A 25,838-nucleotide genomic window follows, 5' to 3' on the forward strand; every position below is an offset into this window, starting at 1 on the left:
ATGTTCAAAAATTGCGTTAAAGTATTCAATATGATTCGTAAAGACGGTATTTGGGTAACATTAAAAACGATACGGACATATCTATATTTATTTATAGATAAACGGATTCCCTGGTATCTCAGAATCAGTTTCTATCGTAATTTAATAAGGTTAATTTTCACCTCGAATTTTCAAAAAAAACGTATTTTAGGTATTTGGGATTATAAATCACTGCCATGGTCTGTTGGAGATCCGATGGTTTTTGTTGAAAAATTAAGTATGTTGAAGATTGAGCATAAAGCAGAAGAAGTTGACATCTGTATTGTCTATGACCGTGATAATCCTATCGGTAACCGTGGAAAAAGAGTGGGTGGTCATAATATTACATCTGATAATGCGCAAGAATATATACTTGAACTTCTTCCATTGTTCAGTACATGCCCATATCTTGGCTCAGTTTATCAATTCAGCACTCGTGAAGAGTTTTATCGTTTCCTGAAAAATAATATTGAACGCTATGATATATTTCCTCCTTTGGAAAAACACTTGGATGAATCATATAATTATTTTGGCGGAGCACCCCATATAAATGAAATACAGGAATTTCACAATATTCACGGGTATATTCCGCATCTTAGGATTGGAGAAAGAGATAGTTGCTGGGCGAAATGGTTTTTTCTAAATCATCTGCCGGATAAATCTGTAGCTGTTGTAATATCCTTAAAATTGACATCACATTTCACTGAACGGAATGCTAATCCGGCTGTGTGGTTGTCATTCATTGACAAGTGTAAAACAGCTTTCCCTGAAGTTGTTTTTATTATCGTAGGATTACGGGAAGAAGTATTTGATGGTCTAAGAGAAAGGTCAAACGTGATTATCGCAAAAGATTTCGGCACATCCGTAATTGAAGACCTTGCTCTGATTCGTGCTTCTTTACTGTATATGGGGTCAGCTTCCGGAGTTGATATAATTGCGATGTTTAGCGACCACCCCTATCTAATATTCCAATTGCCGGATATACATATTTATGGGTTAAAATTAGGAGAGGATTTTTCCTTTGTAACAGATAAGCAAAAATCACTTGATAGTACAATTTCGGTAACACCCGAGCTGTTATTTAACGAGTTTAAGCAGCTCTATTTAAAACTTGACAGAGATAAATGGTTTAGTACAACTTTACAAAATGCCTGTAATAAACATGGACATCCGTCAGCCCGGGTCGAAAGTAAGAAGTGAAATTTATGGAGAAAATACATGTCTACTCAGTATAAGATTGCTGCTATAATACCTGCCCGAGGCGGGTCCAAGGGTATTCCCCGGAAAAATATTATTAATTTTGCAGGAAAACCTTTATTAGCATGGTCTGTAGAACAGGCAAAATTATCTAAATTCATATCTGATATATATGTTACATCTGATAGTAAAGAAATTTTAGAAATCGCGCATAATTATGGAGCAAAAACAATCTTGCGACCGAAAAATATTTCAGGTGACACAGCTTCTTCCGAATCTGCCTTACTGCATGCACTTAGACAAATGGAAGAAAGACCCGATTATATCGTTTTTTTACAAACCACTGCACTATTAAGAAAACCCGATGACATTGATAATGCAATAAAAAAAATCATTAAAGATAAATCCGATTCACTATTGTCGCTTACAGAAGCTTATGAGTTTATATGGAAAAAGACAGGGAATAAATTTACATCCTTGAGTTTTGATTCTAAAGATAGGAAGAGACGGCAGGATTTAAGTCCGGTATATTATGAAAACGGTTCTATTTATATTTTTAAGCCCGAAATATTGGAAAAACACGGGAATCGTCTTGGCGGTAAGGTATCTATTTATACAATGAAGTCGTGGCAAAGAGTTGATATTGATGATTACGAGACTTTAAAATTGGCTGAATTGGTATTTTTAAAAAACCTGGCGAAAAAAGTTGATAAAAATATTCTTAGTGGAATAGAATTAATTGTGTATGATTTCGATGGTGTTATGACTGATAACAAGGTTACTGTCAGCCAGTTTGGCAATGAAAGTGTCAAAGTAAATAGAGCAGATGGTCTTGCAGTTTCTAAAATAAAAAGTATGGGAATCAAACAGATGATACTCTCGACAGAGAAAAATCCTGTGGTAAAAAAACGGGCAGATAAGCTGGGTATAACTTGTTTGTACGGCAAGAATAATAAGAAAGAAGTTTTAAAAAAATATTTAGATAATAATAACATCAGCAAAGAGAAAGTGATTTTTGTCGGTAATGATATCAACGATATGGAAGTAATGGATTATGTCGGATATCCTGTAGCACCAAATGATGCACATGAACAGATAAAGAAAATCGCGAAAATTATCACTAAATCAAAAGGCGGGGATGGGGTTGTTAGGGAATTGTTGGATTTTCTTTCTAAATAAAAAGGGGGAATTTTGAAAAAAGAAAGAATGATAATAACCGGTTCCGAAGGGATAATAGGTTCTGCCGTTTCCAAGTATATGGAGAAGTTATTTGACATACAGAAACTTTCCCGGCGTTTTGGGCATGATCTTACGGACGAAAAGTTCGTAAAAAATTACTTTTCTAAAAATAAAGCTGAATATCTTGTCAATTGTTTTGCATTTAATGATCATATAAATGCATCTAAAAAAAATGAAACATTATTTGATGTAACCCTTGAAAGCATCAATAGATATTTATTGGTAAATGTATTATCTTTATTTTCTGTCTGCAGGGAATTTGCCAGGAATAATAAAGCAAAGGGGATTGTGAATATATCTTCTATTTACGGGGTTGTGTCGCCTAAAGCATCTCTTTACAAAAACACAGAAAAACATATTGGTTATTCTATGTCAAAAGCGGCTGTTATTCAGCTTACCAGACATCTTGCGACTCATCTAGCACCGAGAGTAAGAGTAAACTGTATCGTTCCCGGTGGTGTCTCGGATAATCAGAGTAGCGGATTCAAAACCAGATATAGTGCCTGTGTGCCCATGAAAAGAATGATGGAAAGAGACGAAATAAATGGTTTGATAGAATATCTATGTTCAGGTAAATCGACATATATGACGGGTTCGATTGTTAATATTGACGGTGGATGGACAGCGTGGTAAGAATATGAATATAAGGATTAGTAAAAATATTAAAAAATGAGGTGCTAAAATGTTTGATATTGATTTTTACATGAAAGTCTTTGATTTAAAACAGCGATTAATGAAAGGGGAAAAACTTGATAAGCGGTATGTCTTTGAGCAATTGGAGAATTTTAGAAACAAGGAGCCTGTTTTATATAATTTTGAGACAACTAATGCGTGTAATATGAGATGTGAAATGTGCCCTCGCACTACCAAGATGACTCGTCCTGTTGAAGCGATAAATATGGATACATTCAAAAAAATAGTAGAACAGCTCAAGCCGTTTTCGGATAATCAGTGGCAAAAATGGGAAAAATTTGTTAAAAAAAATTATGGTATTCCAAAAAACGACATGAGTGAAAACCATTTTTTTCTTTATATTATCCCTAAAGTGTTAGTTCTCCATGGATACGGCGATCCTTTGCTGGATAAAAACATGCCCGAAAAAGTAAAATTATTAAGAGAGAAAAAAATTCCTTCTTATTTTAGTTGTAATCCTGCAAATATTAATATCGAGAAATCAATAGAGATGTTTGAAGGGGGGTTGAGTTACATAAAATATTCAATTGAAAGCGTTGATGATAAACTTCATAAGGCGATTAGGGGACAAGCTTCTAATTTCAGTGATAGTTACAAAAAAATTCTTCATTTACTTGAAGTAAAAAAGAAGCAAGGATATAATACTACTATTATCATAACTATGTTAGATCTCAATAATCCAAGTCAGGATAAAGAATTTGAGAAATTGCAGGATGCTTTTAAAGGATTGGATGTTTATGTGTATTTAAAAAGTCAGGACCAGCAATGGTACCAGACAGAAAAACACGGGACTAAGTCAATCCACTGGATTGAATTTTGTCAGTTTCCATGGTCATCCATGACTATAAAATCTAATGGTGAAGCTGTGATGTGCGTTGAAGATTATAATAATGAAATCATTCTTGGTGATGCAAGAAAAGAATCACTTTATGATATTTGGAACGGGGAGAAATATCGGAAATTCAGGGAAGACCACTTTAATTTAACAGGTGGGATAAAATGTACCGGAGAATGTGATATGACTTTAATAGGTGAACTGACAAGCGCTTGTGATAAAAATGATGCGGGCGTTTAATTGCAGAAAAGGAGACGATATGTTAGATCTAAATGATTTGAAGGGGCATTACTTGATAGCGGAAGTAGGTATTAATCACAATGGGGATATGCAGATTGCCAAAAAACTGATAGACGCATCTTTTGCCTGTTCATGGAACTGTGTAAAATTTCAGAAAAGAAATCCTGATGTCTGCGTTCCCGAACATCAAAAAAATGTTATTAGAGAAACTCCATGGGGAAAGATGACTTACTTGGAGTATAGATATAAAGTAGAATTTGGGAAAAAAGAATATGATTATATTGATAAATACTGCAAGGAAAAACCTATACAATGGACAGCGTCTGTATGGGATTTAGATAGTCTTAATTTTATTAAACAATATGATGTTCCTTTTATTAAAATACCTTCGGCTAAAATTACAGATTTAGAACTTCTTGAAGCAGCAGCTAAAATATCGGTTCCTATTATTATATCTACCGGTATGTCTACTTTAGAAGAAATTGATAAAGCTGTAGATATATTAAGAAAAAACACAGCTGGTTTTGCCCTTATGCATACCAATTCAAGTTATCCGGCTAAAATAGAAGAACTTAATTTAAATTGTATTAAAACTTTAAAAGAAAAATATAAATGTGAAATCGGATATAGCGGTCATGAATATGGTTTAGAACCGACGGTTTTTGCAGCAGCTTTAGGTACAAAGATTATAGAAAGGCATGTTACTATTGACCGAACACTGTGGGGAACCGACCAGTCAGCAAGCGTGGAACCTATGGGTATGGATATGCTTTGCAAAAGAATAAGGGACATTAACCTGATTTTGGGTGATGGTGTTAAAAGGATAATGGAAAGTGAAAAATCGGTTAGAAAAAAGTTAAGAGGCGAATAAAAGCATGAAAATATTACTGGTTCAAACTCCGCATTATTATGACGGAAAATCAAGAATTCCGACGTTTTTTCCCATAGGATTAGGTTATATAGCAAGAATTCTATTGGATGCAGGATACAATGTGGAAATTTTGGATATTTATGCCCATCAATATAATGATGAAGAAGTAATTCAGAAATTGAAAGAAATTGATTTTGATGTTATTGGTATCAGCGCTATGTCTACGCAGTATAATTATACTAAACGGTTAGCATCGCAGATAAGGGCTTTGAATAAAACTAAAAAGATAATCGTAGGTGGCGCATTGGCAACCTTTAGTGCGCAGACAGTTTTAGAAAATACTGATGTAGATATTTGTATCGTTGGCGAAGGTGAGAAGACGATAGTGGACTTGCTTGAAAATTTAGAAAATCTTAGCAGAGTCAAGGGAATATGTTTTAAGGAGAACGGTAAAATAATCCAAACACCGCTTCGGGAATATATTAAAGTTTTAGATACAATTCCTTTCCCTGCCTATGATTTATTTTCAATGGAACTCTATGTGCAGCGTTCTTTCGTGATAGGTCCGAAAAGGGCGTTAAAGATGAGAACAGGGCATGTTATTTGCGGTCGTGGATGTCCGTTCAATTGTAACTATTGTTCTAAAGTGTTTAAGGGATTGCGATTGAGGAGCATAGACAACATTATTGAAGAGATTAAATATCTTAAGGAGAAATACCAAATCAGGGGTATATTTTTCAACGATGAACTGGTCATTGTCAATAAAGGAAGAGTGTATGAACTATGCGATAAGATAGCGCCTTTGAATTTGAAGTGGAATTGTCAGGGAAGAGTTAATATGGTTGATTTAAAACTCCTTAAATACATGAAGAAAGCAGGTTGTACATCGGTAGGATACGGGATAGAATCCGGCAGCCAGAGAATATTGGATGCTATGAATAAAAATGTTGACATTAAACAAGCGGAACAGGCGATAAAAGATACTGCAAAAGCCGGTTTATATTCAAATATACAGGTAATGTTTGGATATCCAGGAGAAACAAAAGAAACGGTTCAGGAAACAATAGATTTTTTCAGGCGTGCAGATAATCCCGGCGATGCGCTAAGTCCGGTTACTCCGTTGCCGGGAACACAATTGTGGTGCGATACATTAAAAAAAAGGTTGATAAAAGATGAAAAGACACTTTTAGAAAAATTAGACGGCGGTTACATGCCTGATGCCAAAGTATTAATTAATTACACCGAATTTTCTAATGAAGAATATGATTCTTTAAGAAAAAATGCAGAGAAAATAATCAAAAGAAATTATTTTGCAAGGCATCCGGTGGCAGGAAGTATAAACTATTTATTAAGAATAGTAAGTATTATGAAAATGCTGGGTTTTAAAGGGACAATAAAAAAAACAATTGAGAAACTGAGTGCTAATGCCTGATTTTTTTATAAATGTTGATAAAATTAGCCAAGTTGAGGGGGAATAATGAAGTGTAGGATATGTTACAGCAATAACTTAACAAAATTTTTAGATTTGGGTTTTACTCCACCGGCTGATGATTTTTTGGTAAAGGAAAGATTAAGGGAACTGGAAACACATTACCCTTTGGATGTTTTTATCTGCAACGATTGTTCGCTTGTGCAGCTCGGTTATACTGTTCCACCTGAAATACTTTTTCAAAATGACTATCCGTATGAATCATCAATGACCAAAGCAGGACAGAAACACTTCCATTCTTTCGCGAGTGACGTAGTTTCAAAATATAAAATACTTTCATCAGATCTTGTCGTAGATATTGGAAGTAACGTCGGTGTATTGCTCCAGGGGTTTAAGAATGAAGGCACGCAGGTTTTAGGTGTTGACCCGGCAGAAAATATATGCAAAATAGCGATAAAAGGCGGCATTGATACCATAAATAGCTTCTTCAACGAAAAATCTGTTCAGGAAATTATAAAGAAAAAAGGGAAAGCAAAGGTAATAACCGGCACGAATGTTGTTGCACATGTTGATGATATACATTCCCTGGTAAGAAACGTGGATAAATTACTTGCTGAAAAAGGTATTTTTATTGTTGAGGCACCGTACCTGGTTTGGTTACTGGATAATTTAGAGTATGATACTATTTATCACGAGCATCTGTGCTATCTTTCTGTTAAACCGTTGAATATCCTGTTTGGAAAATACGGGATGGAAATATTTGATATTGTTGAAGCGGATATACATGGCGGATCTGTCAGGTATTTTGTTTGCAGGAAAGGTGATTATAAAGTCACTGAAAATGTGAAAAAGTTAATTCTGCTGGAAAAAGAAAAAAATACCTATGATATAGACAGATTAAAAAAATTTGCAGTGGATGTAGAGAAAAACCGCGAAGAACTTACGCTAATGTTAAGAGAGTTAAAATCTAAAGGAAAACGCATAGCAGGAGTAAGTGCACCTGCAAAAGGGATGACTTTGCTGAATTATTGTAGAATAGGCACAGATGTTTTGGACTTTGTTACAGAAAAATCTACTTTGAAAATTGGCAAATATACGCCGGGAATGCATATACCTGTTTTGCCGGATTCTGAATTAGTTAAGCAAAAACCGGATTATGCACTTTTACTGGCTTGGAATTTTGCCGAAGAAATAATGAACAATTTGAAAGATTACAAAAAAGCGGGTGGCAAATTTATTATACCTATCCCGAAACCGCGCATTGTTGAGTAAATATTAATAATATAAGAACTTAGCCCGGCAAGTTAGGAAGATGTTGGCAGAGCAATTCTAGCCATTAAAATGTATATGTAGTTGCACGCCCTTGGCGTGCTTAATTTATCGTTGGAGGGAAATTATGAGGGTATTACGTAAGAAATGTGCTTTTCAGGATGTAAGGGGGAAAATTACCGATATTCTGGAGAAGGAAATTATAGAATATGTAACGATTATAACTTCTAAGAAAGGAGCCGTTAGGGGTAATCATTATCATAAGAAATCTATCCAGTATGCCTATATTCTTAGCGGGAAAATAAAACTTGTAACACAGATGCCCGGAAAGAAAGTTGAAAATAAAATTGTTAAACCCGGCGATTTAGTAATTAATATTCCTACGGAAAGGCATACCCTGGTAGCCTTAGAAAACTCGGAATTTTTAGTCCTGACCAGGGGACCTCGTGGCGGTGGCAATTATGAAAACGATACGTATAGACTTGAGAAAAAAATAGCATAATAAAGGAGTTCAAAATGTACATTCCAACTTCTAAGCCGTATTTAGATAAGGGAGAACTTGATAATGTAGTATCTGCAATGAATGATGGCGCGATTTCGGGTTTATTCGGCAAATATATTGATGAATTTGAAAATAAATTTGCCCGCTATTGTGATTGTAAATATGGTATTTCTACTAATAGCGGTACTACTGCTTTACATGTGGCAGTAGCTTCTTTGGGAATAGGGAAAGGCGATGAAGTTATAGTGGCATCTCTAACAAACATGGCGACCTTTTTTGCGGTTTTATACCAATATGCTAAACCAGTTCCGGTAGATATTGAAAAAGATACTATGAATATTGACCCCGGGTTAATTGAATCTAAAATAAACAAAAATACAAAAGCGATTATGGTTGTTCACCTGTTCGGACATCCTGTTGATATGGACCCCATAATTAAATTAGCTAAAAAATATAAATTGTATATTATTGAAGATTGTGCTGAAGCCCATGGCGCTTTGTATAAAGGCAGAAAAGTCGGTTCTTTAGGGGATATAGGTTGTTTTAGTTTTTATTCAAATAAAATTGTAACCACCGGAGAGGGTGGGATGATAACGACGAACAACGCTGAAATTGCCGCCAAATCACGTTCATTAAAATGTTTGGCTTTCGGTACAAAAAATAAATTTATGCATAAAAGTATCGGATATGGGTACCGGATGACAAATATCCAGGCGGCGATCGGTTGTGCGCAGCTTAAAAAAGTTGAAGTTATTATTGACAAAAAACGAAAAATAGCGAAATATTATAACGAGCAATTTAAAAATATCAGTGAATTGGCAATCCCCGTTGAAAAAGAATATGCAAAAAATGTTTACTGGATGTATCATGTAGTGCTTGGTAGAGATGTAAAATTGTCAAGAGAGCGGGTTATGAATAAACTAAAAGAATACGGGATAGAAACGAGGGAGTCATTTATTCCTTACAATATGCAGGAAATATTTATACGGAAAGGATGGGTTAATCACAATGAGTGTCCGAATGCTAATTATGTGGCAGGTAAGGGATTTTATATACCAAGCGGACCGATTCTGAGTAAAAAAGAATTAGAATATGTTTCCGGTAAAATAAAAAAAGTGTTATTAAATAAATAGAGCATATTGTATGGAGAATAGAGAAGAATCAAAAAGTAAGTGGAATAAATTCTGGAGCGAATCTGATAAAATTATATTAAATGGCGGGGTTAAAGATGACAGTAGTTGGTATGCACTCATTTGGAAAATGGGATATGAATACTGGAAAGAGGTGTTTGATAAATATTCTCCCGGAAAGAAAATGCTGGAGTGTGGCGCCGGTGCTGCAAAGATATCTTATTTTATGGCAAGTTCCGATTATGATTGTACGATGCTTGATAATTCAGATAAGGCATTAGATGTTGCTAAAGCAAATTTTAGAGAAGCCGGTTTCAAAGGTACTTTTGTTATAGGTAATGCAGAAGAAATGTCTTTTGAAAGTAATACTTTTGATTTAGTATACAGTGGGGGACTTCTGAATTATTTTGACAATGTCCAGCCGTTTATTAAAGAGATGGTAAGAGTACTTAAGCCCGGAGGTTTACTTTCTGCAACAATAATTTCATCAAAAAAGTTTAGTTGTCAAACGCTTGGAGATATTCAGATATTTTTATCAAGATTATTGATGAATATTGTTAAAGGCAGATTTAACGGTATCATTCAAAAAAGTAGACGGAATTTTCCATTTTACGAAAATTCTATTAAACTTGAAGAGTATAGAAGAATATTAGATGAATGTGGTATAAAAGTTATAGTTGCTGCCGGCACTAATCCTTTTCCTGCAATAGCATTGCCTAAATTTTTAAGACCGTTGTATGCTAAAATAATCAAGACATTTATACCTTTCTGGAGATGGTTTGACCGGTCAGGTTCAAAATTCGCGGAAATATGGGGTTTTGGTTATAATATATATGGAGTAAAAAAGCGGTAAATGGAAAAAAAAGAAGATAAATATTTCAATGATTCTGCGGAATTAATTAAAAGTCTTAATGAAATAAAAATAGAAGGGATTACCATAACCGAATATTTAAAGTTTAAAGAGGTTTCGTTATGGGAGTTAATGGTTCCTTTTTTAGCATGCTGCAGTTTCCCCTCGGCTTTTTCTCAGGCAAATCAAGAATTCAATATAATAAATTCCTGTAAACATCTTTTTCACAAAAAAATAAAACCTTATCTGAAATGTATCAGGGATTTTGTCAGAGATATAAATGATAAGAAAAATATGGTTGAATATGAAAACATGGATAAAAAAAAGAACGCATTGTTTTTAGTATTTGAACCTCGCCACTACAAGGAGATTTATTCTCCTTTGAAAGAAATATTAGTTAAAAGAGATATTGGTATTAGAACTATCTGTTCTAAGTACAGGGCAGCCCAGGAAAAATTTGCCAAAGAAGATACGCTCTTTATAGAAGATTTTTATAATATGGATATGGCTAATCAGGTAAAAAAAAACAATAAAGAAATATCAGTTAAATTAAAAAAAGTAAAAACAATACTGGTAAGTAAAATAAAAAATACTTACCCGGGTATCTGGAACTATTTCAGAGATGAACTAGATAGTATCTTTATCTGGGAATTTTCTTCATTAATAAAACAAATTACTATAGCTCATGAGGTTATAGATAAAATAAAGCCTGATATTATTGCCGGCGGAGATGATTGCGACCCGCGGGCAAGAATCTATTTTCTGATAGGAAGAAACAGGAAAACACCCACATTGCTTATTCAACAGGGATATGCTTCAGATAACGCTTTTGAATGGCTTTTCCTTTCGGTTGATAAAGCCGCAATTTTCGGAAATTATACTAAACAATGTCTTGAAAAAATAGGAGTTAAAAAAGAAAAACTTGTAATTTCAGGACAACCGCGGTTTGATAGTCTGGTAAAAATAACTAACGAAAGAGAAATTGTTTGTAATAAATATAACATTCAGTCAAAAAATAAAATCATATTGTTTACTTCTCAGCCAAATCATCCCGGAGCATTCAGTAGTGAAACCGTCAGAAGAAACGCAATAGAAACAGTTTATAGCTTGATTGACAATATAACTGACGCTGTTTTAATTGTGAAACCCCATCCCGATGAAAAGATGCAATATCATCGGTCTCTCAAATTAAAAAATAACACGGGAAAAATAATTCTTGTGGACAGGCGCGATAATTTATATGAACTTATTAAAGCATGCGATTTATTAATAACCTTTTTTTCTACTACAGCTATAGAAGCAATGATATCCAATAAACCTGTGCTTATTGTGAATTTGTTTAACCGTTGGACACCGTATGTGGAAAGCGGGGCAGCTTTACAGGCATGCTCAGGAAACGAAGCAGTATCTGTAATAAATGACATATTCAGCAATAATGGAATCCGGCAGGAATTAGAAAATAAAAGAAAGAAGTTTGTTGTGGAACATGCATATAATTTAGACGGGAATGCATCGGGAAGAGTTGTTGACTTAATGTTTGAAATGATGAAGAATTGATATGAATATTGCAATAAACGCTTCATATTTAGAAGGCAAAAGAACCGGTGTCGGCAGATATCTTTCCAATATTTTAAAGTATTGGTCAAAAAACTCTCCGGAAAATAATTATTACTTATATTTTAAAAGAGAAATACCAAAAGATGAATATTTGAGTGCCCCTTGTTTCATTAAAAAAATAATACATGCACCGGAATTTTTAAATAGATGGATATTTTGGGAAAATATATTTTTGTCCAGGCATATTAAAAAAAACAAAGAACTGGATATCTTTTTTTCGCCCGCTTACACGTTGCCGTTTTTTATCGGCAACATAAAAAAAGTTGTAGCTGTATTCGATATTTTTTATACGGTGCACCCGGAATGGGTACCATTAAGCAATCGTTACACATTAGGACTTATTTCAAAAATATCTTCAAAACAAGCTGATGTTGTTTTAACGGCATCTAATTTTGATAAAAACGATATTGTAAAATATTATAAAGTGCCGGAAAGTAAAGTAAAAGTCATATATCTTGCCGCAGAAGACAAATTTAAAAATATTAACAATTTAGAAAATACTAAACATGTAATTTCAAAATACGGTATAAAGGACAAATATGTTCTTTGCGTTGGGCTGATAATTAACAGGAGAGTACAGGATATAATAATCAGGGCATTTAGCAGGTTGAATAAAGAATATAAAGATGCAAGTTTGGTTATCATTGGACAAAACAAAAGTTATCCGTATATTGACATAGAAAAAGAGATTGAAAATAGCAATGCGAAAGGAAATATAAAGTGGATTCCGTATTTGCCTGAAAACGAAATGACAAGTTTTTACAGTAATGCCTCTGCTTTTATTTATATTTCTCTGTATGAAGGCGAAAGTATTCCGCTGAAAGAAGCTATGGCAGCAGGTATCCCGGTAATAACAGCATCTATTTTAGATGAAGTTGTCGGAGATGCAGGGTATATTGTAAAAAATCCTAAAGATGAGGAAGAATTAAAAACAGCAATGAAAAGTGTTCTTTCAGATAATAATCTACGAGATCAGATGATTCGGAAAGGAAAGAAACGAGCGGATATGTTTTCTTGGGAAAAATGTGCGCAGGAAACTATGGGGGTTTTAAAATATGTTTGTATCCAGAGTAAAAAATAGAATTATACATTTAAGAACATTACTTATTTTAATTTTATGCTTTCTTTTTAACTCCATATTTGCTTTGGAAAAACCTGAAACGAATAACGAGGTTAAATTAGATTTATCAGTAAATAGCGATAACTGGTTTTCAGTAGAGCCAATATCGGAAGATTGGAAAATACATGGTATATCATTGATGTTGGAAAGTCGAGATTATAAATCAAAGAATTCGCTGCAAATAAAAGTTTTTAAAATCTTACCCGCACCCGATAAATATGATTTCTCTCTTTATGAGTTAAAATCAGCAACTGTCTATCCGCGTGATTTTAGCAAAAAAAAATATTATACGATTTTTTTTAAGGATGAAAGCAAGGACGAACGTCTATCCAATAACTACGCACCATTTGACGCAAATCCTAAAGATAGATTCCTTATTAATATCATACCGGCTCAACCTGTTTCAATTTATTCTAACTTTAATTATGAAAAAACAAAACAATTGAATTTCCGAATAGTAAAGGATAATATTATTTTAGGACAAATAGGGGTTCCGGATGAAAATAAATGGAATATTCCTAATTATGGTATGCCGGATGATTGTTCTCAAGGCGACCAGGGATTTTCTATTATAGATTTTGGGAAAAAGGCAAACGAAAATAAGATGATACAAGTTGTTGAAGTTCATTGTCAGTCCGGTAATAATAAAATAAAATTAAATATCTGGCGGGAAGAAAATGATGGGTGGTTGTTGATAAAAGAATCCGAGGTATTAACGGCTGGAAAGGGTTTCAACACACTTAAACTTAAAAACCCTATTTTTATTACAAAAGGGGATTATATTGGATTTATTGCTTTAGCTGGTGAAATAAGCCGAACATTACCATATACAAGGATCGGCAAGGGTTATATTAAAGGACCTGTTAAAGTATTAAGTAAAATACAAAAAGACATGATAACAAAAGATACTGCAGGTGATTACTGGTTGCATGTTTTCTCAAATGAAGAAATTGATTATGAATTAAGTGAAGGTCTTGCTTCGGACCATATTAGATATTCTAAAGAAGGAATCAGCATAATAGATTTGGAAAAAAGAGCAACAATAGACACTAAATTAGATATATTTGAGATATATTCTCTTGTACCTGACAATAAAGTAAGGTTAAAAATATGGAGTCGTGACAATGACAATTGGTTGCTTGTTGGTGAATCTGAATTATTTACGGCTAAAGTTGGTTTAAATTCCTTTAAACTCAGTAAAGAAATTGTTGTTAAAGAAGGTGATTATTTTGGTTTTTTTACATCGTCTGGCAGCATAAGTCGTAAAATGCCTTATATAAACAGTGGCAGATATTTTGTACAAGGTGACGTAGTTGCGGCCAAAATAGAAGATAGTAAAATGAACAAAGAAGGTGAAGGTGGTTATTGGTTTAACGTAGGATTGAGCAGTGTTAAAAACCAAGATATGATTGGTAGCATATATAACAACGCATATATAAAATGGGTAACATCGCCGATGTGGGGAAATTTAGCAGGAATAATACTAAGTGACATAGAAAAGCCGTATAATTTCATCATGCCGTTTATATATCTTTTACTTTTTGAAATAATAGCAATAGCTATATTAGGATTTATGTTTTATGGCAAGAGATTAATCAGAGAAAAAGAGAAGAGGGATATATTTTCTGTAATATTGATTACAGGTTTTATAACGGCGATACTATATTTTGCCACAGTATGTACAGGTTTTCTCGGCGGCGATAATTATGAGATACAGATGGCACAGTATTTGTATAAGGATGTACATTTTCCCGGATATCCGATAATGATATTATTGGGTTACTGGTTTGGTAAGTTGATGCCTGTAGGAAATTATATGTACAAGGCGAATTTATTTGCCGTATTTTGTTCAAGTATAGGTATAAGTTTTTTTGCCGGAGCGTTATATAATTATACAAAACACAAAGCATCTTCAATATTGATTGCACTTATAATGGCGACTACTCAGACGATATGGAATTATAGTGTAGTGGCACAGGATTATTCGGTATCAATATTATTTCAATGTTTATTGTTATTTGCGATAGTAAATATACAAGAGGAACCTACATACAAGTCATATTTTAATCTGATAGTAATTGCCTTTTTAGCGCCGATAGCCCATATGACAAATGCAATAGGTTCACTTTTTATAATGGGTTTGACGACAATATGGTTTTGGAGAACCCACAGGTTTAATATTAAAAAAATACTATACATTGTTTTATCGTTAAGTACGATAATAATAATTCTTTATACACCGTTGGCTTTAATTGAGAATCCTACTAATTATGCACAAATTGTTAAATATACTGACTGGAAAAACCAGTTTGTTGAAAAAAACACAGGGTACGAAAATATAGTTATCAGTACAAATAGTTTAAAAATATTTTCTGGATATATTACAGGTAACGGTCCTGGTACAAATAGACGTTCTGGGATTATTGGTAAATTTAGTGAAAAAGGAATTTCCTATATCATTATAAAAGGTTTTTCTGGTTATTTGAGAATATTAGGATATGGATACGGATACATGCTTATCTTTATTAGTGTTTTAGGTTTACTTTTACTGTTAGTATATAAAAAAAGAAATATGATTATATGGTATTTATTATTTACATTTATTGGAAATATTATATTTAACTGCACTGAATTTTTTTATTATGAGTTTAAATATCTGGATTATGCATTAACAGCACATCAGCTTCCATCTATCATTATATTATCATTTAGTATTGTAGGTATAGTTATTTATTTTTTAAGAAATCAACTTATGAAAGAGCAAAAAGTCCGAAATAAACTACAATACTTATGGATTTTTATGAAGAAGAATAATATGAAAATATTTATGGTATTTCTTGTGGCACTGTTTTTCTGGAATACAATAAAGAATTATCGTTTATGTAATTTTCGTAGCCGCGACGATTGGGAAAAGATGATGTCTTTCTATCGCAATGAACTAATACCTGGTACTACAATAAGAACACACATGTACGAAGAACATGTTTTAGGAGTATTTCACAGACTTGACTATACGCGTCGTGATACAGGTGATGATAGATTTAGTGGTTGTTTAAGTTCACAAACAATATCTTTAAATTCGGATATAGTTTTACCGGCATTTTTGGATACAAAGAATCGTGCGAAAGAATCTTCAATGTTTTACATAACAGATAAAGAGATAGATAAATATTTTAATTTAGTTCCGATACCTACGAAATATCATTTAAGGTTTATAATGGGAGACATAGCTAATTTACAATTATATCATGGTTTCAAAGATAGGCAACTGTACTATGCGCTTCCGAAGGCAACTGCGGTCGGAGTAAATCCGGTGGGTCAGGAGATAACAACAGCGAATTTTAACAAGAATAAAAATATATTTATAAACAACTGGGAAGCGACGCCACTTGGAATACGGTCTAATTACATAGGGTGGATATCAAATATTCTTATATATAGACCTAAAAGGGAAAAAGTAAAGCAGGTTGTAATGAAGTTGATAATGACATTAAATCCTGAGAACAAGCCTGGTTGTAACATCAATAAAGTGGATTTAGCATTTTATCTGAATAATGTCGTGATAAAAGAAAGACGGGTAATGTCTGGCAAGAAAGAGGAGATAACAATTGAAATACCTGTGAGTGAATTAAGCAGGCGATACAACTTTCTTTCAATAGTACCGTTTTACAATGGTGTAAATTGCTGGTATCCGACACCTTTATATCCACTGCCAAAAGGTGAATATCCGTATCTGATTAAGAGTTTAAGAGTTGATGAAATCGAATAAACCAAATTCGGAGGCACTTCAATGGAAAATGATTCAAAAATAAGTATGACCATAATTCTGCCTATGTATAATGAGGGAGAACATATTTCTGAAAATATGAAATCAGTATTGAATATATTAAAAAAAACTTCTTATAATTGGGAACTTTTAGTTATAGACGATGGAAGTACCGATGATTCACGTCGAAAAGCTGAAGAAACCTTATCGGGTATAAAAAATGCCCGTGTGATTTCATACCAGACAAATCGTGGCCGGGGTTTTGCTCTGCGAATCGGTTTTGCAAATGCAAAAGGTGATTATATTATCACAACAGAATCTGATTTAAATTGGGGAACTGATATAATTTTCAAAATAAAAGAACGTTTAGACGTCGGCGATTTAGACATAGTTATTGCTTCCCCGTATTTAAAAGACGGTAGATTGGAGAATGTCCCGCTTAAAAGAGCTTTTTTAAGCCGTTTAGGAAATAAAATACTGTCATTATCTTTTTCAGGCAATTTAAGTATGCTGACCGGAATGACTAGAGGATATAGACGGGCAGTTATAGAATCTTTGGATTTAGATTCCGAGGGTAAAGAAATACATCTTGAAATTATTTCCAAGGCAAATGCATTAGGTTATAAAATAGGAGAAATTCCGGCTATATTAAGGTGGAAAAAATCAAAAAAAGGGGAGAAAAAAAGGAAATCCAGTTTTAACGCAAAAGAGATAATATTCAGTCATTTGCTATTTAGTTTTGGTGAATCGCCTATAATTCTTTTAGGAACTGTTAGTGCAATTTTTATAACTGCCGGTGTTATAATTGGATTATATCTTATTAATTTGTCACTTTTTCAAGGAATACCTGTGCGTGGCAGACCAATCATGCTTCTAATGGTTTTATTAATTCTTATCGGTATTCAAATACTGGTTTTTTGTTTTGTGGCTAACCAGAATAGAGATATGTATAAATATATGGTTAAATTAGAAAGTAAGATAAATAAGATTGTAAGACAAAGCAAATGTTAACAGGTGAAAAAATTGTTTAATTATGAAATATGGTATAGTAGTATCAAAAATAGTCAGATATTTTCCCAGATTTATCGGAATATTGTTAATTGTATATTTGATACGGTTTGTCAATATAACGAAAGTATTTTCACTTATTATCAATTTTAAAGTAAAATGGCTAATAATAGCAATAATCATAAATTTTATTGCGATTCTTATAAGGGCATACAGGTGGCAGAAAATATTAGAAATACAACAAATAAATATTGGATTAATAAGGTTATTCAATATATATCTTGTTTCATTTGCCTTCGGGTTGATTTCGCCTGGAAGAATCGGTGATTTCAGCAAAGCGTTATATTTAAAACAAGAAGGTTATTCTCTTTCAAAGTCTATATTAAGCAGTTTCATTGATAGGGTTTATGATATGATTTTTCTTATTATCTTTGGAATTATTTGCTTATTTATGGCTATATCGTTATTTCAAAATCAGTTAATAATTTTACTGGTCTTTTTATTGGTTATAACAATATTTATCTATATGATTTGTAAAAATTGGATGTTCTTGAAAAATGTAATAAGACGTTTTTTAAATGAGAAATTAGGTGAAATATTAAAAAATATTATCATAAAAATAAGATATGAATCATCATTATTTGGTAAAAAAAGCATTATTATATGTTTTTTTTTAACCGTCATAGCGTGGTTTTCATACTATATACAGTCATATTTTCTTTCAAAAGTTATCAATATTAATATTCCTTTTATTTATCTGGTAGTGGGAATATCAATTTCTACCGTTTTGAATTTATTACCTATAAGTATGCTGGGCATAGGAACGCGGGATGCGGTTTTTATTACTGTTTTTTCAACAGTGGCTATTAGTAAAGAACAATCCCTGGCTTTTTCTGCTTTATTTCTTTTAATGTTTATTTTAAATATACTTACAGGTGTTATAATATGGTGGTTTAAGCCTATTAATATACCAAGTCTTTTGAAAAATCTAAATTATAGTGTTGCAGAGCTGACGAAATAATTCTAAAGACAGATTATGAAAATACTGTTAATTAACCCATATTTAAGTCAGGAAATATCGTATGGTAAAAATTTTAAGCGTTTGGGCGCTGTTATGCCTCCTTTGGGGCTTTGTTATATTGCAGGTGTGCTGGAAAAAGAAGGATATCTAGTTAATATTATAGATGCCAACCTGAAATGTATGTCTAATAAAGATATACTTGATATAATTGGCAAAAATATTCCTGATATAATCGGGTTTTATGCGACAACTTTGAGTATAGATATTGTAGTGGAAACAGTCAAAGACATTAAAGAAAAATATCCTGAAATATATATTACAATTGGTGGTCCCCATATCTCCGGTTATGGAAAAGACACTCTTAAATGTAAATACTTTGATTTTGGAATAATCGGTGAGGGCGAATACAGTTTTTTAGATCTTGTAAAATGTTTGGAATCCGGAAGTAATAATTTTGATAATATTAAAGGACTTGTTTATAAAAAGAACGGGGAAATTATTCGGAATGAACCTGTCCAGCCGATAAAGAATCTTGATGAGTTACCGTTCCCTGCTCGACATCTTTTGACTGATATTAAGAATTATCATGAAAAAATCATGCTTTATAAGAAACAGCCGGTTGCCCATATTTTTACTTCACGCGGTTGTCCGTATAAATGTATATTTTGTCAGACACCGTTAGGTAAAACTGTAAGATTTCATAGTGCCGAATATGTCGCCGATGAAATAACTAAATTAGTAAATGACTTTGGTGTTAAGGAAATAAAAATAAATGATGATACTTTTAACTTAAATGAAGGCAGGATTATCAGAATATTTGATATTCTTAAAAAAAGAGGAATTGTTATACCGTGGACCTGCAATTTAAGAGTAAATACTATAAAGGATAAGAATTTTTTAAAAGATATCAAAGAACGTGGTTGTTGGATGATAAGACCTGGTCTTGAGAGTGGCAATCAAAAAGTATTGGATGTTCTTAAAAAAGGAATAACTCTTGAACAAGGAAAGCAAGTGTGTATTTGGGCAAAGGACGTTGGCTTAAAAATTCAGGCTTTTTTTGTTATTGGTAATCCATTGGATACTGAAGAAACAATTTGTGAAACAATTAATTATGCCAAATCCCTTCCCATTGATTATCCTGCATTTTCCCTGATGACTCCGTTTCCCGGCACGGAAATGTGGGAGAAAGCTAATGAATACGGGACTTTTTCATATAATAAATTTAGTGATTTAGCCTATTCACATAAAGTTACTTTCATACCTTATGGTTTGAACAAAAATAAATTACTTTACCTTTATAGAAAAGCGTATAAAGATTCATATTTAAATATAAGAATGATTTTACGGCATTTAAAAAATATTGATAGTTTTGTAGAATTTAAAAGAATGTGTTCTGCTGCTTTTAGTTTTTTTCAATTAGTTGAATAAATAATTTATGAAAAGAAAGGAAATATATCTTAAATTAGTATTAGAACAAATTCCCAGGCTTTTAGGACAGTTGGACAGGGTATTCGAGTCACCGACTTACGGGTGTTTTGACAGGCAGTATTGGAATTACCTGACCAAAGATTTTTCGTCTATAATTCCACAATATGCAACACTTAGCCTGGCTTTAATATACTACATAAGTGATGAAAATAATATATGGTTTAAAAATACGGATATAAAGCGATGGTGTATAGCAAGTATGTTGTATTGGGCAAAAATTCAGCATGATGACGGTTCTTTTGACGAAGCTTATCCATATGAACATAGCCAGCCGGGTACTGCGTTTTCTTTATATTTCATAGCTGAAGCATATGATATTTTTAAAGATGAGATGGATGATATTACAAGAAATCTGATTTTCGATAAAATGAAGAAAGCGTTAGAGTTTACGTGGAATTATAAAAAAGGTGAATTAAATATTAGTAATCACAGCGCCGGAAATATAGCGGCATTTTATAAGATGTATACTCTTGACAATGATGAAAAAAATAAAAATAGAGCTGCTGCCATGTTAACAGATTTTGTTTCCAACCAGTCAAAAGAAGGCTGGTTCCCGGAATACGGTAGTGCAGATATAGGATATTCAACAGTAACTCTTTATTTCTTAGCGAATTATTACAGGCTTAGCAATGATAAGGCTGTGTTACCGGCAATAGAACGTTTAATAGAATTTATCAGCTATTTTGTTCACCCGGATGGTTCTATCGGCGGGGAATACGGGAGCAGGGAAACTTCTTTTGTTTTACCAAGTGCTCTTGAAATTATGGCAAACGGAAATAAGTTAGCAAAAGCGATTATTTGTATGCATCATAATGCAATAATATCAATGCGGACACCTGTGCCTTCTTCTTGTGATGACGCAAATCTATTGTGTTTTTTATTTATTTCTTATTTACAGGCGTATTTATTTACAGATGATGATTCTTCTGACAACGTAAGTCTTCCGTTTCAGAGTGAAGTAGATTTTAAAAAACATTTTGAAGAATCCGGTCTTTTGATTGTTAAAACAAAAACATATTATTCGGTTGTTTCTTCAAAAAAAGGTGGTGTTTTAAAAGCTTACAATTTAAAAAATAAATCAATTGACGTTATAGATTTAGGTTGGGTTGGCAATATGGGTAAATATATTGTTTCAAGTAATAAATATAATTCGGATTTGCAGGTAAAAATGGATGAAAATAAGTTAGTAATTAGTGCTAATTTTTGTTATATAAAAATGAATAAAGTATTGACTCCGCTTAAAATGATTGTTTCACGATTTGTGTTTTATGTGATTTCACCATTAGCTTTTTTACGTACATTTATTAAAGAAATGTTAAGGAAATATTTTATTACTGATTTAAAAAAAAGCGTTTTTGTGCTACAGCGCACAATTTCTTTTCTTGATAATAAGATAACCATAAATGATATTTTGAAAGGATTTGGAAAATCTAATATAAAAGAATTACATGTATCTGAATCTTATTCTCCCATTTATGGTTATTCCAAAGGTTTATATCGATGTAATACGCGTGCTGAGCGTAAAAAAATTACGATTCAGATTAATGATGAATCAAAACCGATGGAAATTACCAGAGTATTGGATTTGGAAAATGGAGAAGTTAAAATAGAAAAAGAGGAAATCCTGTGGTGAACAAAATTACAGATTTATTGCTGTTATTAAGTTGTCCGGATGACGGACATGATATTGTGCTAATATCTGAGAACCAATTAAGTTGTTCTTATTGCAACAGAAAATACAATTTCGAAAACGGTATTCTAAAGATATTGCCTTCAAAAAAAACAGCATTACCTCCTGTATATCAAAATGAGGATTACATTAAATGGCAGTCAATATTTCCGGGAGTTTTTGAATCTCGGGGTATATTTCATAAGATAATTGATGAATCCACGCACAGGTGGATTGCCAAAATATTTAATAAGCAGAAAATAAGTGATAAAGAATGGGTTTTAGATTTAGGTTGCGGGATAGGAGACCATTTTAAGTATTTTAAAAGATTAAATAACGTAATTGGATTTGATATAAATGAAATTGCTTTGCTTAAATGCAGAGAAAAATATAAAGAAATTATTCTTTTGCAGGGAGATTTATATTCGCTTCCTTTTAAGAATGAAGTTCTGGTACATGTTATGATGTTGCATGTATTAGAGCACATGTATTATCTTGATAAGGCTTTAATCGAAACAGAAAGAATTTTAAATAAAGAAGGATTTTTATATATGGGTTTACCGTGCGAAGGCGGGTGGCTAAGAGATACCTTAAGAGCAATAACTACTTCAAAGATTAATTCTCGCAAATATAATATGGATTATGATAAAGTTTCTAAAATAGAACATTGTAACGACACATATAAACTGATAGATGTTTTAGGACAAAAGTTCACTATGTTAAAGAAAAGATTTTTCCCGTTTAATTTATTAAATTGTGTTGGTGTAAATTTAACATTATCAATGAAATTGCAAAGAAAATGTTGATGACATAAATTTCTTCAATCTTATACTGATGTTATCAAAATGTAATAACTTAACAGATATTAAGAAAGGAAGTATAAAATAATGTATATTTTAGGTCTTAATTGTGCGCATGACTCAACGGCAGGACTCATTAAAGACGGCCAGATAATAGCCGCTATAGCGGAAGAAAGGTTAACGCGGAAAAAACAGCATTTGGGTTTTCCTTATCTCGCTATTAGGGAATGTCTGAAAATAGGTAATATTAAACCCAAAGATGTTGATTTTGTAACAATTGCATTTAAGGACTATTTAAGAGGGCACCCCTTTTTTACCAATTTGATTTTAACCGGTAATAGTAATATTGATGTGGCTAATGAACTTTCTTTATTTTCTCTACTAAAAGAATTTATCAGGCAAAGTGTAAAACATGGATTATTATTTCATACAAAGAAAGTCTCCAATGAGAATGAAAATTATTCAAGGAAGGCATATGAAAACACTTTGAAAAAAATGGGTTTTCAGTGCCCGTTAATAGATGTGGAACATCATTTGGCTCACGCCGCTAGTGCTTATTATACTTCAGGATTTAATAACTGCTTATTAGTGACAATAGATGGTTCAGGGGATGGGCTAAGTGGTACAGTAAATTCAGGAAAGGACGGGCTGATTTCCCGGATTTGCGAGACACATCTTAAATTTTCTCCCGGAGTGTTTTATTCAGCAGTAACGAAGTATTTAGGATTCAAAAGACACCGGCATGAAGGAAAAATCACTGGTCTTGCAGCATACGGGAATCCTGAAATATGCTATCCTGTTATGGCTAATGCCCTTACTCTTTCTAAAGATAAAAAGTCATTTTCTACAGGGTTAAATTATAATTTTACCTTGTTTCAGAATCTTAAATGGTTTTTTAGACTTATTTGGGGTAGATATTTTAGAAGCCAAATGACCAATTTATTGTTAGATTATTTTTCAAAAAAATTAAAAAAATGCTCAAGAGAGAATATAGCTGCAGCTGCCCAGAAGAGATTGGAAGATTGTGTTGTTGAACATGTTGAAAAAATGGTTAAAGATACCGGATTAAGTAAGGTAGCATTGGCAGGTGGTGTGTTTTCTAATGTTAAATTAAATCAAAAGATATCGGAATTGCCGGTAGTTGAAGATATATTCATTCACCCTGATATGGGTGACGGGGGAACAGCCTTAGGAGGAGCGTTTGTTGTCTGGGCAGAGGAGTTACAAAAGAAAGGTTGGAAATTTATGCCTTTCAAGATACATGATGTTTATTTTGGTCCAGAGTATTCTAATGAAGAAATAAAGACGATTTTGGAAGAATTTAATTTAAAGTATAATTATTATGAAAATATAGAAGAAGTTATTGCCCGCTATATTGCAGATAAATATATTGTAGGTCGTTTTAGCGGAAGAATGGAGTATGGACCGCGTGCGCTTGGGAATAGGAGTATCCTGGTAGAGTCTACAGATGTTACGGTAAACGATTGGCTGAATAAAAGATTGTGCAGGACGGAATTTATGCCTTTTGCTCCGGTTATACTTTCTGACGAAACTAACGATTTCTTTAACAAGTTTTATAAATCAGAACATGCAGCAGATTTTATGACTATTACGTTTGATGCCACAGAAAAGTGTGTTAAACTTGCACCGGCAATTTGTCATGTAGATAAAACAGCCCGTCCGCAGGTAATTTCTCCGGATATAAATGCAAGTTATTTTAAAATAATAGAAGAATATAAAAAAATAACAGGATTACCACTATTGATAAATACAAGTTTTAATGCACATGAAGAGCCGATAATTTGCACGCCTGCAGATGCGATAAAATCTTTTTTAAGAAAAAATGTGGATATCTTGGCAATCGGTAATTATATTGTAGAAAGTAAATATAAAAGATTTATATGAATAAAAAAATTAAAATTATAAGTGTTGTTGGTGCAAGACCGAATTTTATGAAAATTGCTCCGTTATCTGCTGAATTTGCAAAAAGAGCGGATAAAATAGAGCATATTTTAGTTCATACCGGTCAGCATTATGACAGGTCAATGGATAAAATATTTTTCGAAGAGTTAAATTTGCCAAAACCTCATATTAATCTCGGGATTGGTTCGGCATCACACGCGGTTCAAACAGCAAAAATAATGATTGGTTTTGAAAAAGTATGTCTTAAATATCTTCCAGACTGGATAGTTGTAGTTGGAGATGTAAATTCTACGATGGCTTGTTCATTAGTAGCAAGTAAAATGGGAATAAAAGTAGCGCACGTTGAGGCGGGTCTCCGCAGTTTTGACATGAGTATGCCCGAGGAAATAAACCGGGTAGTAACTGATTCAATTTCTGATTTACTGTTTACACCTTCTCCTGATGCAAATGCAAATCTGCTTCGCGAGGGAATTGATAAGAAAAAAATTAAAATGGTTGGAAACATAATGATTGATACTCTAATTGCAAATTTGGACAAGGCACTGGCGCAGAAAACACACTTGAAGATGGATCTAAAGGAAAAATATTTTGTTTATGTCACACTTCATCGTCCGAATAATGTTGATAGTAAGGAAAATCTGGGAAAAATTGTAAAAGAGCTGGTTTATCTTTCAGGTAAAATACCTGTTGTATTTGCTGTCCACCCGCGTACAAAGAAAAATATGTTAAAGTTTAGTTTAATGGATAAATTGAAAAATAGTCGCAATATTATACTTGCGGAACCGCTGGGATATCACGATTCTATTTGCCTTACTAAAAATGCAAGATTTATTTTGACGGATTCCGGAGGTATTCAGGAAGAAACAACTTTTTTAAAGGTTCCTTGCCTTACAATAAGACCTTCCACGGAACGGCCTGTTACTATTACTGAAGGAACTAATAAGTTAACTAATATTGATGAATTACAGAAAAATATGAGTGATTTATTAAGTAAAATGACTCCTAAAAAGAGTAAAATTCCAAAATTTTGGGATGGCAAGACAGCAAAAAGGATTGTCGATATATTATTTATATATTATTCTGCTTTATCATTGAAAAGGCATTAGTAAAAAGATATAATTAACAATTCAGGGAAATAATATTCAAAAGGAGA

General features: G+C 32.9%; 20 protein-coding genes. All 20 read left to right on the forward strand.

Features of this window, described 5'->3' with window-relative positions; all coding sequences use genetic code 11:
• The 20 genes from PHE88_06620 (at position 1) to wecB (ending at position 25,791) form a co-directional block, all read left to right on the forward strand.
• Positions 1 to 1,218: a hypothetical protein gene (locus PHE88_06620; protein MDD5687487.1), complete on the forward strand. Its 1,218-nt coding sequence runs from the start codon at positions 1 to 3 to the stop codon at positions 1,216 to 1,218.
• Positions 1,219 to 1,236: 18 nt separating this feature from the next.
• Positions 1,237 to 2,394 carry an acylneuraminate cytidylyltransferase gene (locus PHE88_06625; protein MDD5687488.1) on the forward strand — a complete coding sequence of 386 codons (1,158 nt, stop codon included), beginning with the start codon at positions 1,237 to 1,239 and terminating at the stop codon, positions 2,392 to 2,394.
• A gap of 12 nt (positions 2,395 to 2,406) precedes the next feature.
• The gene (locus PHE88_06630; protein ID MDD5687489.1) at positions 2,407 to 3,087 is read left to right on the forward strand and encodes an SDR family oxidoreductase; all 681 of its coding nucleotides are present in this window, start codon (positions 2,407 to 2,409) and stop codon (positions 3,085 to 3,087) included.
• Positions 3,088 to 3,136: 49 nt separating this feature from the next.
• Positions 3,137 to 4,222, forward strand: coding sequence for an SPASM domain-containing protein (locus PHE88_06635; protein MDD5687490.1), 1,086 nt, complete (start codon positions 3,137 to 3,139; stop codon positions 4,220 to 4,222).
• Positions 4,223 to 4,241: 19 nt separating this feature from the next.
• A complete protein-coding gene (locus PHE88_06640) occupies positions 4,242 to 5,093 on the forward strand; it encodes an N-acetylneuraminate synthase family protein (protein MDD5687491.1) in 852 nt (283 codons plus the stop codon).
• 4 nt (positions 5,094 to 5,097) lie between these two features.
• The gene (locus PHE88_06645) at positions 5,098 to 6,525 is read left to right on the forward strand and encodes a radical SAM protein (protein ID MDD5687492.1); all 1,428 of its coding nucleotides are present in this window, start codon (positions 5,098 to 5,100) and stop codon (positions 6,523 to 6,525) included.
• A 45-nt stretch (positions 6,526 to 6,570) separates the two neighbouring features.
• Positions 6,571 to 7,794 carry a class I SAM-dependent methyltransferase gene (locus tag PHE88_06650; GenBank protein ID MDD5687493.1) on the forward strand — a complete coding sequence of 408 codons (1,224 nt, stop codon included), beginning with the start codon at positions 6,571 to 6,573 and terminating at the stop codon, positions 7,792 to 7,794.
• Between the two features lie 124 nt (positions 7,795 to 7,918).
• Positions 7,919 to 8,293: a cupin domain-containing protein gene (locus tag PHE88_06655; GenBank protein MDD5687494.1), complete on the forward strand. Its 375-nt coding sequence runs from the start codon at positions 7,919 to 7,921 to the stop codon at positions 8,291 to 8,293.
• A 14-nt stretch (positions 8,294 to 8,307) separates the two neighbouring features.
• A complete protein-coding gene (locus tag PHE88_06660) occupies positions 8,308 to 9,426 on the forward strand; it encodes a DegT/DnrJ/EryC1/StrS family aminotransferase (GenBank protein MDD5687495.1) in 1,119 nt (372 codons plus the stop codon).
• Between the two features lie 10 nt (positions 9,427 to 9,436).
• Positions 9,437 to 10,276 (forward strand): class I SAM-dependent methyltransferase, encoded by an 840-nt coding sequence (locus PHE88_06665; protein ID MDD5687496.1) that lies wholly within the window; start codon positions 9,437 to 9,439, stop codon positions 10,274 to 10,276.
• Positions 10,277 to 11,830: a CDP-glycerol glycerophosphotransferase family protein gene (locus PHE88_06670; protein MDD5687497.1), complete on the forward strand. Its 1,554-nt coding sequence runs from the start codon at positions 10,277 to 10,279 to the stop codon at positions 11,828 to 11,830. It begins immediately after the preceding gene.
• A gap of 1 nt (position 11,831) precedes the next feature.
• Positions 11,832 to 12,971 (forward strand): glycosyltransferase family 1 protein, encoded by a 1,140-nt coding sequence (locus tag PHE88_06675; GenBank protein MDD5687498.1) that lies wholly within the window; start codon positions 11,832 to 11,834, stop codon positions 12,969 to 12,971.
• Positions 12,946 to 16,779: a DUF2723 domain-containing protein gene (locus PHE88_06680; protein ID MDD5687499.1), complete on the forward strand. Its 3,834-nt coding sequence runs from the start codon at positions 12,946 to 12,948 to the stop codon at positions 16,777 to 16,779. The genes PHE88_06675 and PHE88_06680 overlap by 26 nt, the downstream gene beginning before the upstream one ends.
• Before the next feature lie 21 nt (positions 16,780 to 16,800).
• Positions 16,801 to 17,787, forward strand: coding sequence for a glycosyltransferase family 2 protein (locus tag PHE88_06685; protein ID MDD5687500.1), 987 nt, complete (start codon positions 16,801 to 16,803; stop codon positions 17,785 to 17,787).
• Between the two features lie 22 nt (positions 17,788 to 17,809).
• Positions 17,810 to 18,805 carry a lysylphosphatidylglycerol synthase transmembrane domain-containing protein gene (locus PHE88_06690; protein ID MDD5687501.1) on the forward strand — a complete coding sequence of 332 codons (996 nt, stop codon included), beginning with the start codon at positions 17,810 to 17,812 and terminating at the stop codon, positions 18,803 to 18,805.
• 15 nt (positions 18,806 to 18,820) lie between these two features.
• A complete protein-coding gene (locus tag PHE88_06695) occupies positions 18,821 to 20,233 on the forward strand; it encodes a radical SAM protein (GenBank protein MDD5687502.1) in 1,413 nt (470 codons plus the stop codon).
• 7 nt (positions 20,234 to 20,240) lie between these two features.
• Entirely contained in the window at positions 20,241 to 21,926 is a 1,686-nt protein-coding gene (locus PHE88_06700) for a hypothetical protein (protein ID MDD5687503.1), read from the forward strand.
• Positions 21,920 to 22,768 carry a class I SAM-dependent methyltransferase gene (locus tag PHE88_06705; GenBank protein MDD5687504.1) on the forward strand — a complete coding sequence of 283 codons (849 nt, stop codon included), beginning with the start codon at positions 21,920 to 21,922 and terminating at the stop codon, positions 22,766 to 22,768. The genes PHE88_06700 and PHE88_06705 overlap by 7 nt, the downstream gene beginning before the upstream one ends.
• A gap of 81 nt (positions 22,769 to 22,849) precedes the next feature.
• Positions 22,850 to 24,667: a carbamoyltransferase C-terminal domain-containing protein gene (locus PHE88_06710; GenBank protein MDD5687505.1), complete on the forward strand. Its 1,818-nt coding sequence runs from the start codon at positions 22,850 to 22,852 to the stop codon at positions 24,665 to 24,667.
• Positions 24,664 to 25,791: a UDP-N-acetylglucosamine 2-epimerase (non-hydrolyzing) gene (wecB, locus tag PHE88_06715; GenBank protein ID MDD5687506.1), complete on the forward strand. Its 1,128-nt coding sequence runs from the start codon at positions 24,664 to 24,666 to the stop codon at positions 25,789 to 25,791. The genes PHE88_06710 and wecB overlap by 4 nt, the downstream gene beginning before the upstream one ends.
• The last annotated feature ends 47 nt before the right edge of the window (positions 25,792 to 25,838 follow it).

Source organism: Elusimicrobiota bacterium (assembly GCA_028718185.1).
Lineage (GTDB): Bacteria > Elusimicrobiota > UBA8919 > UBA8919 > UBA8919 > JAQUMH01.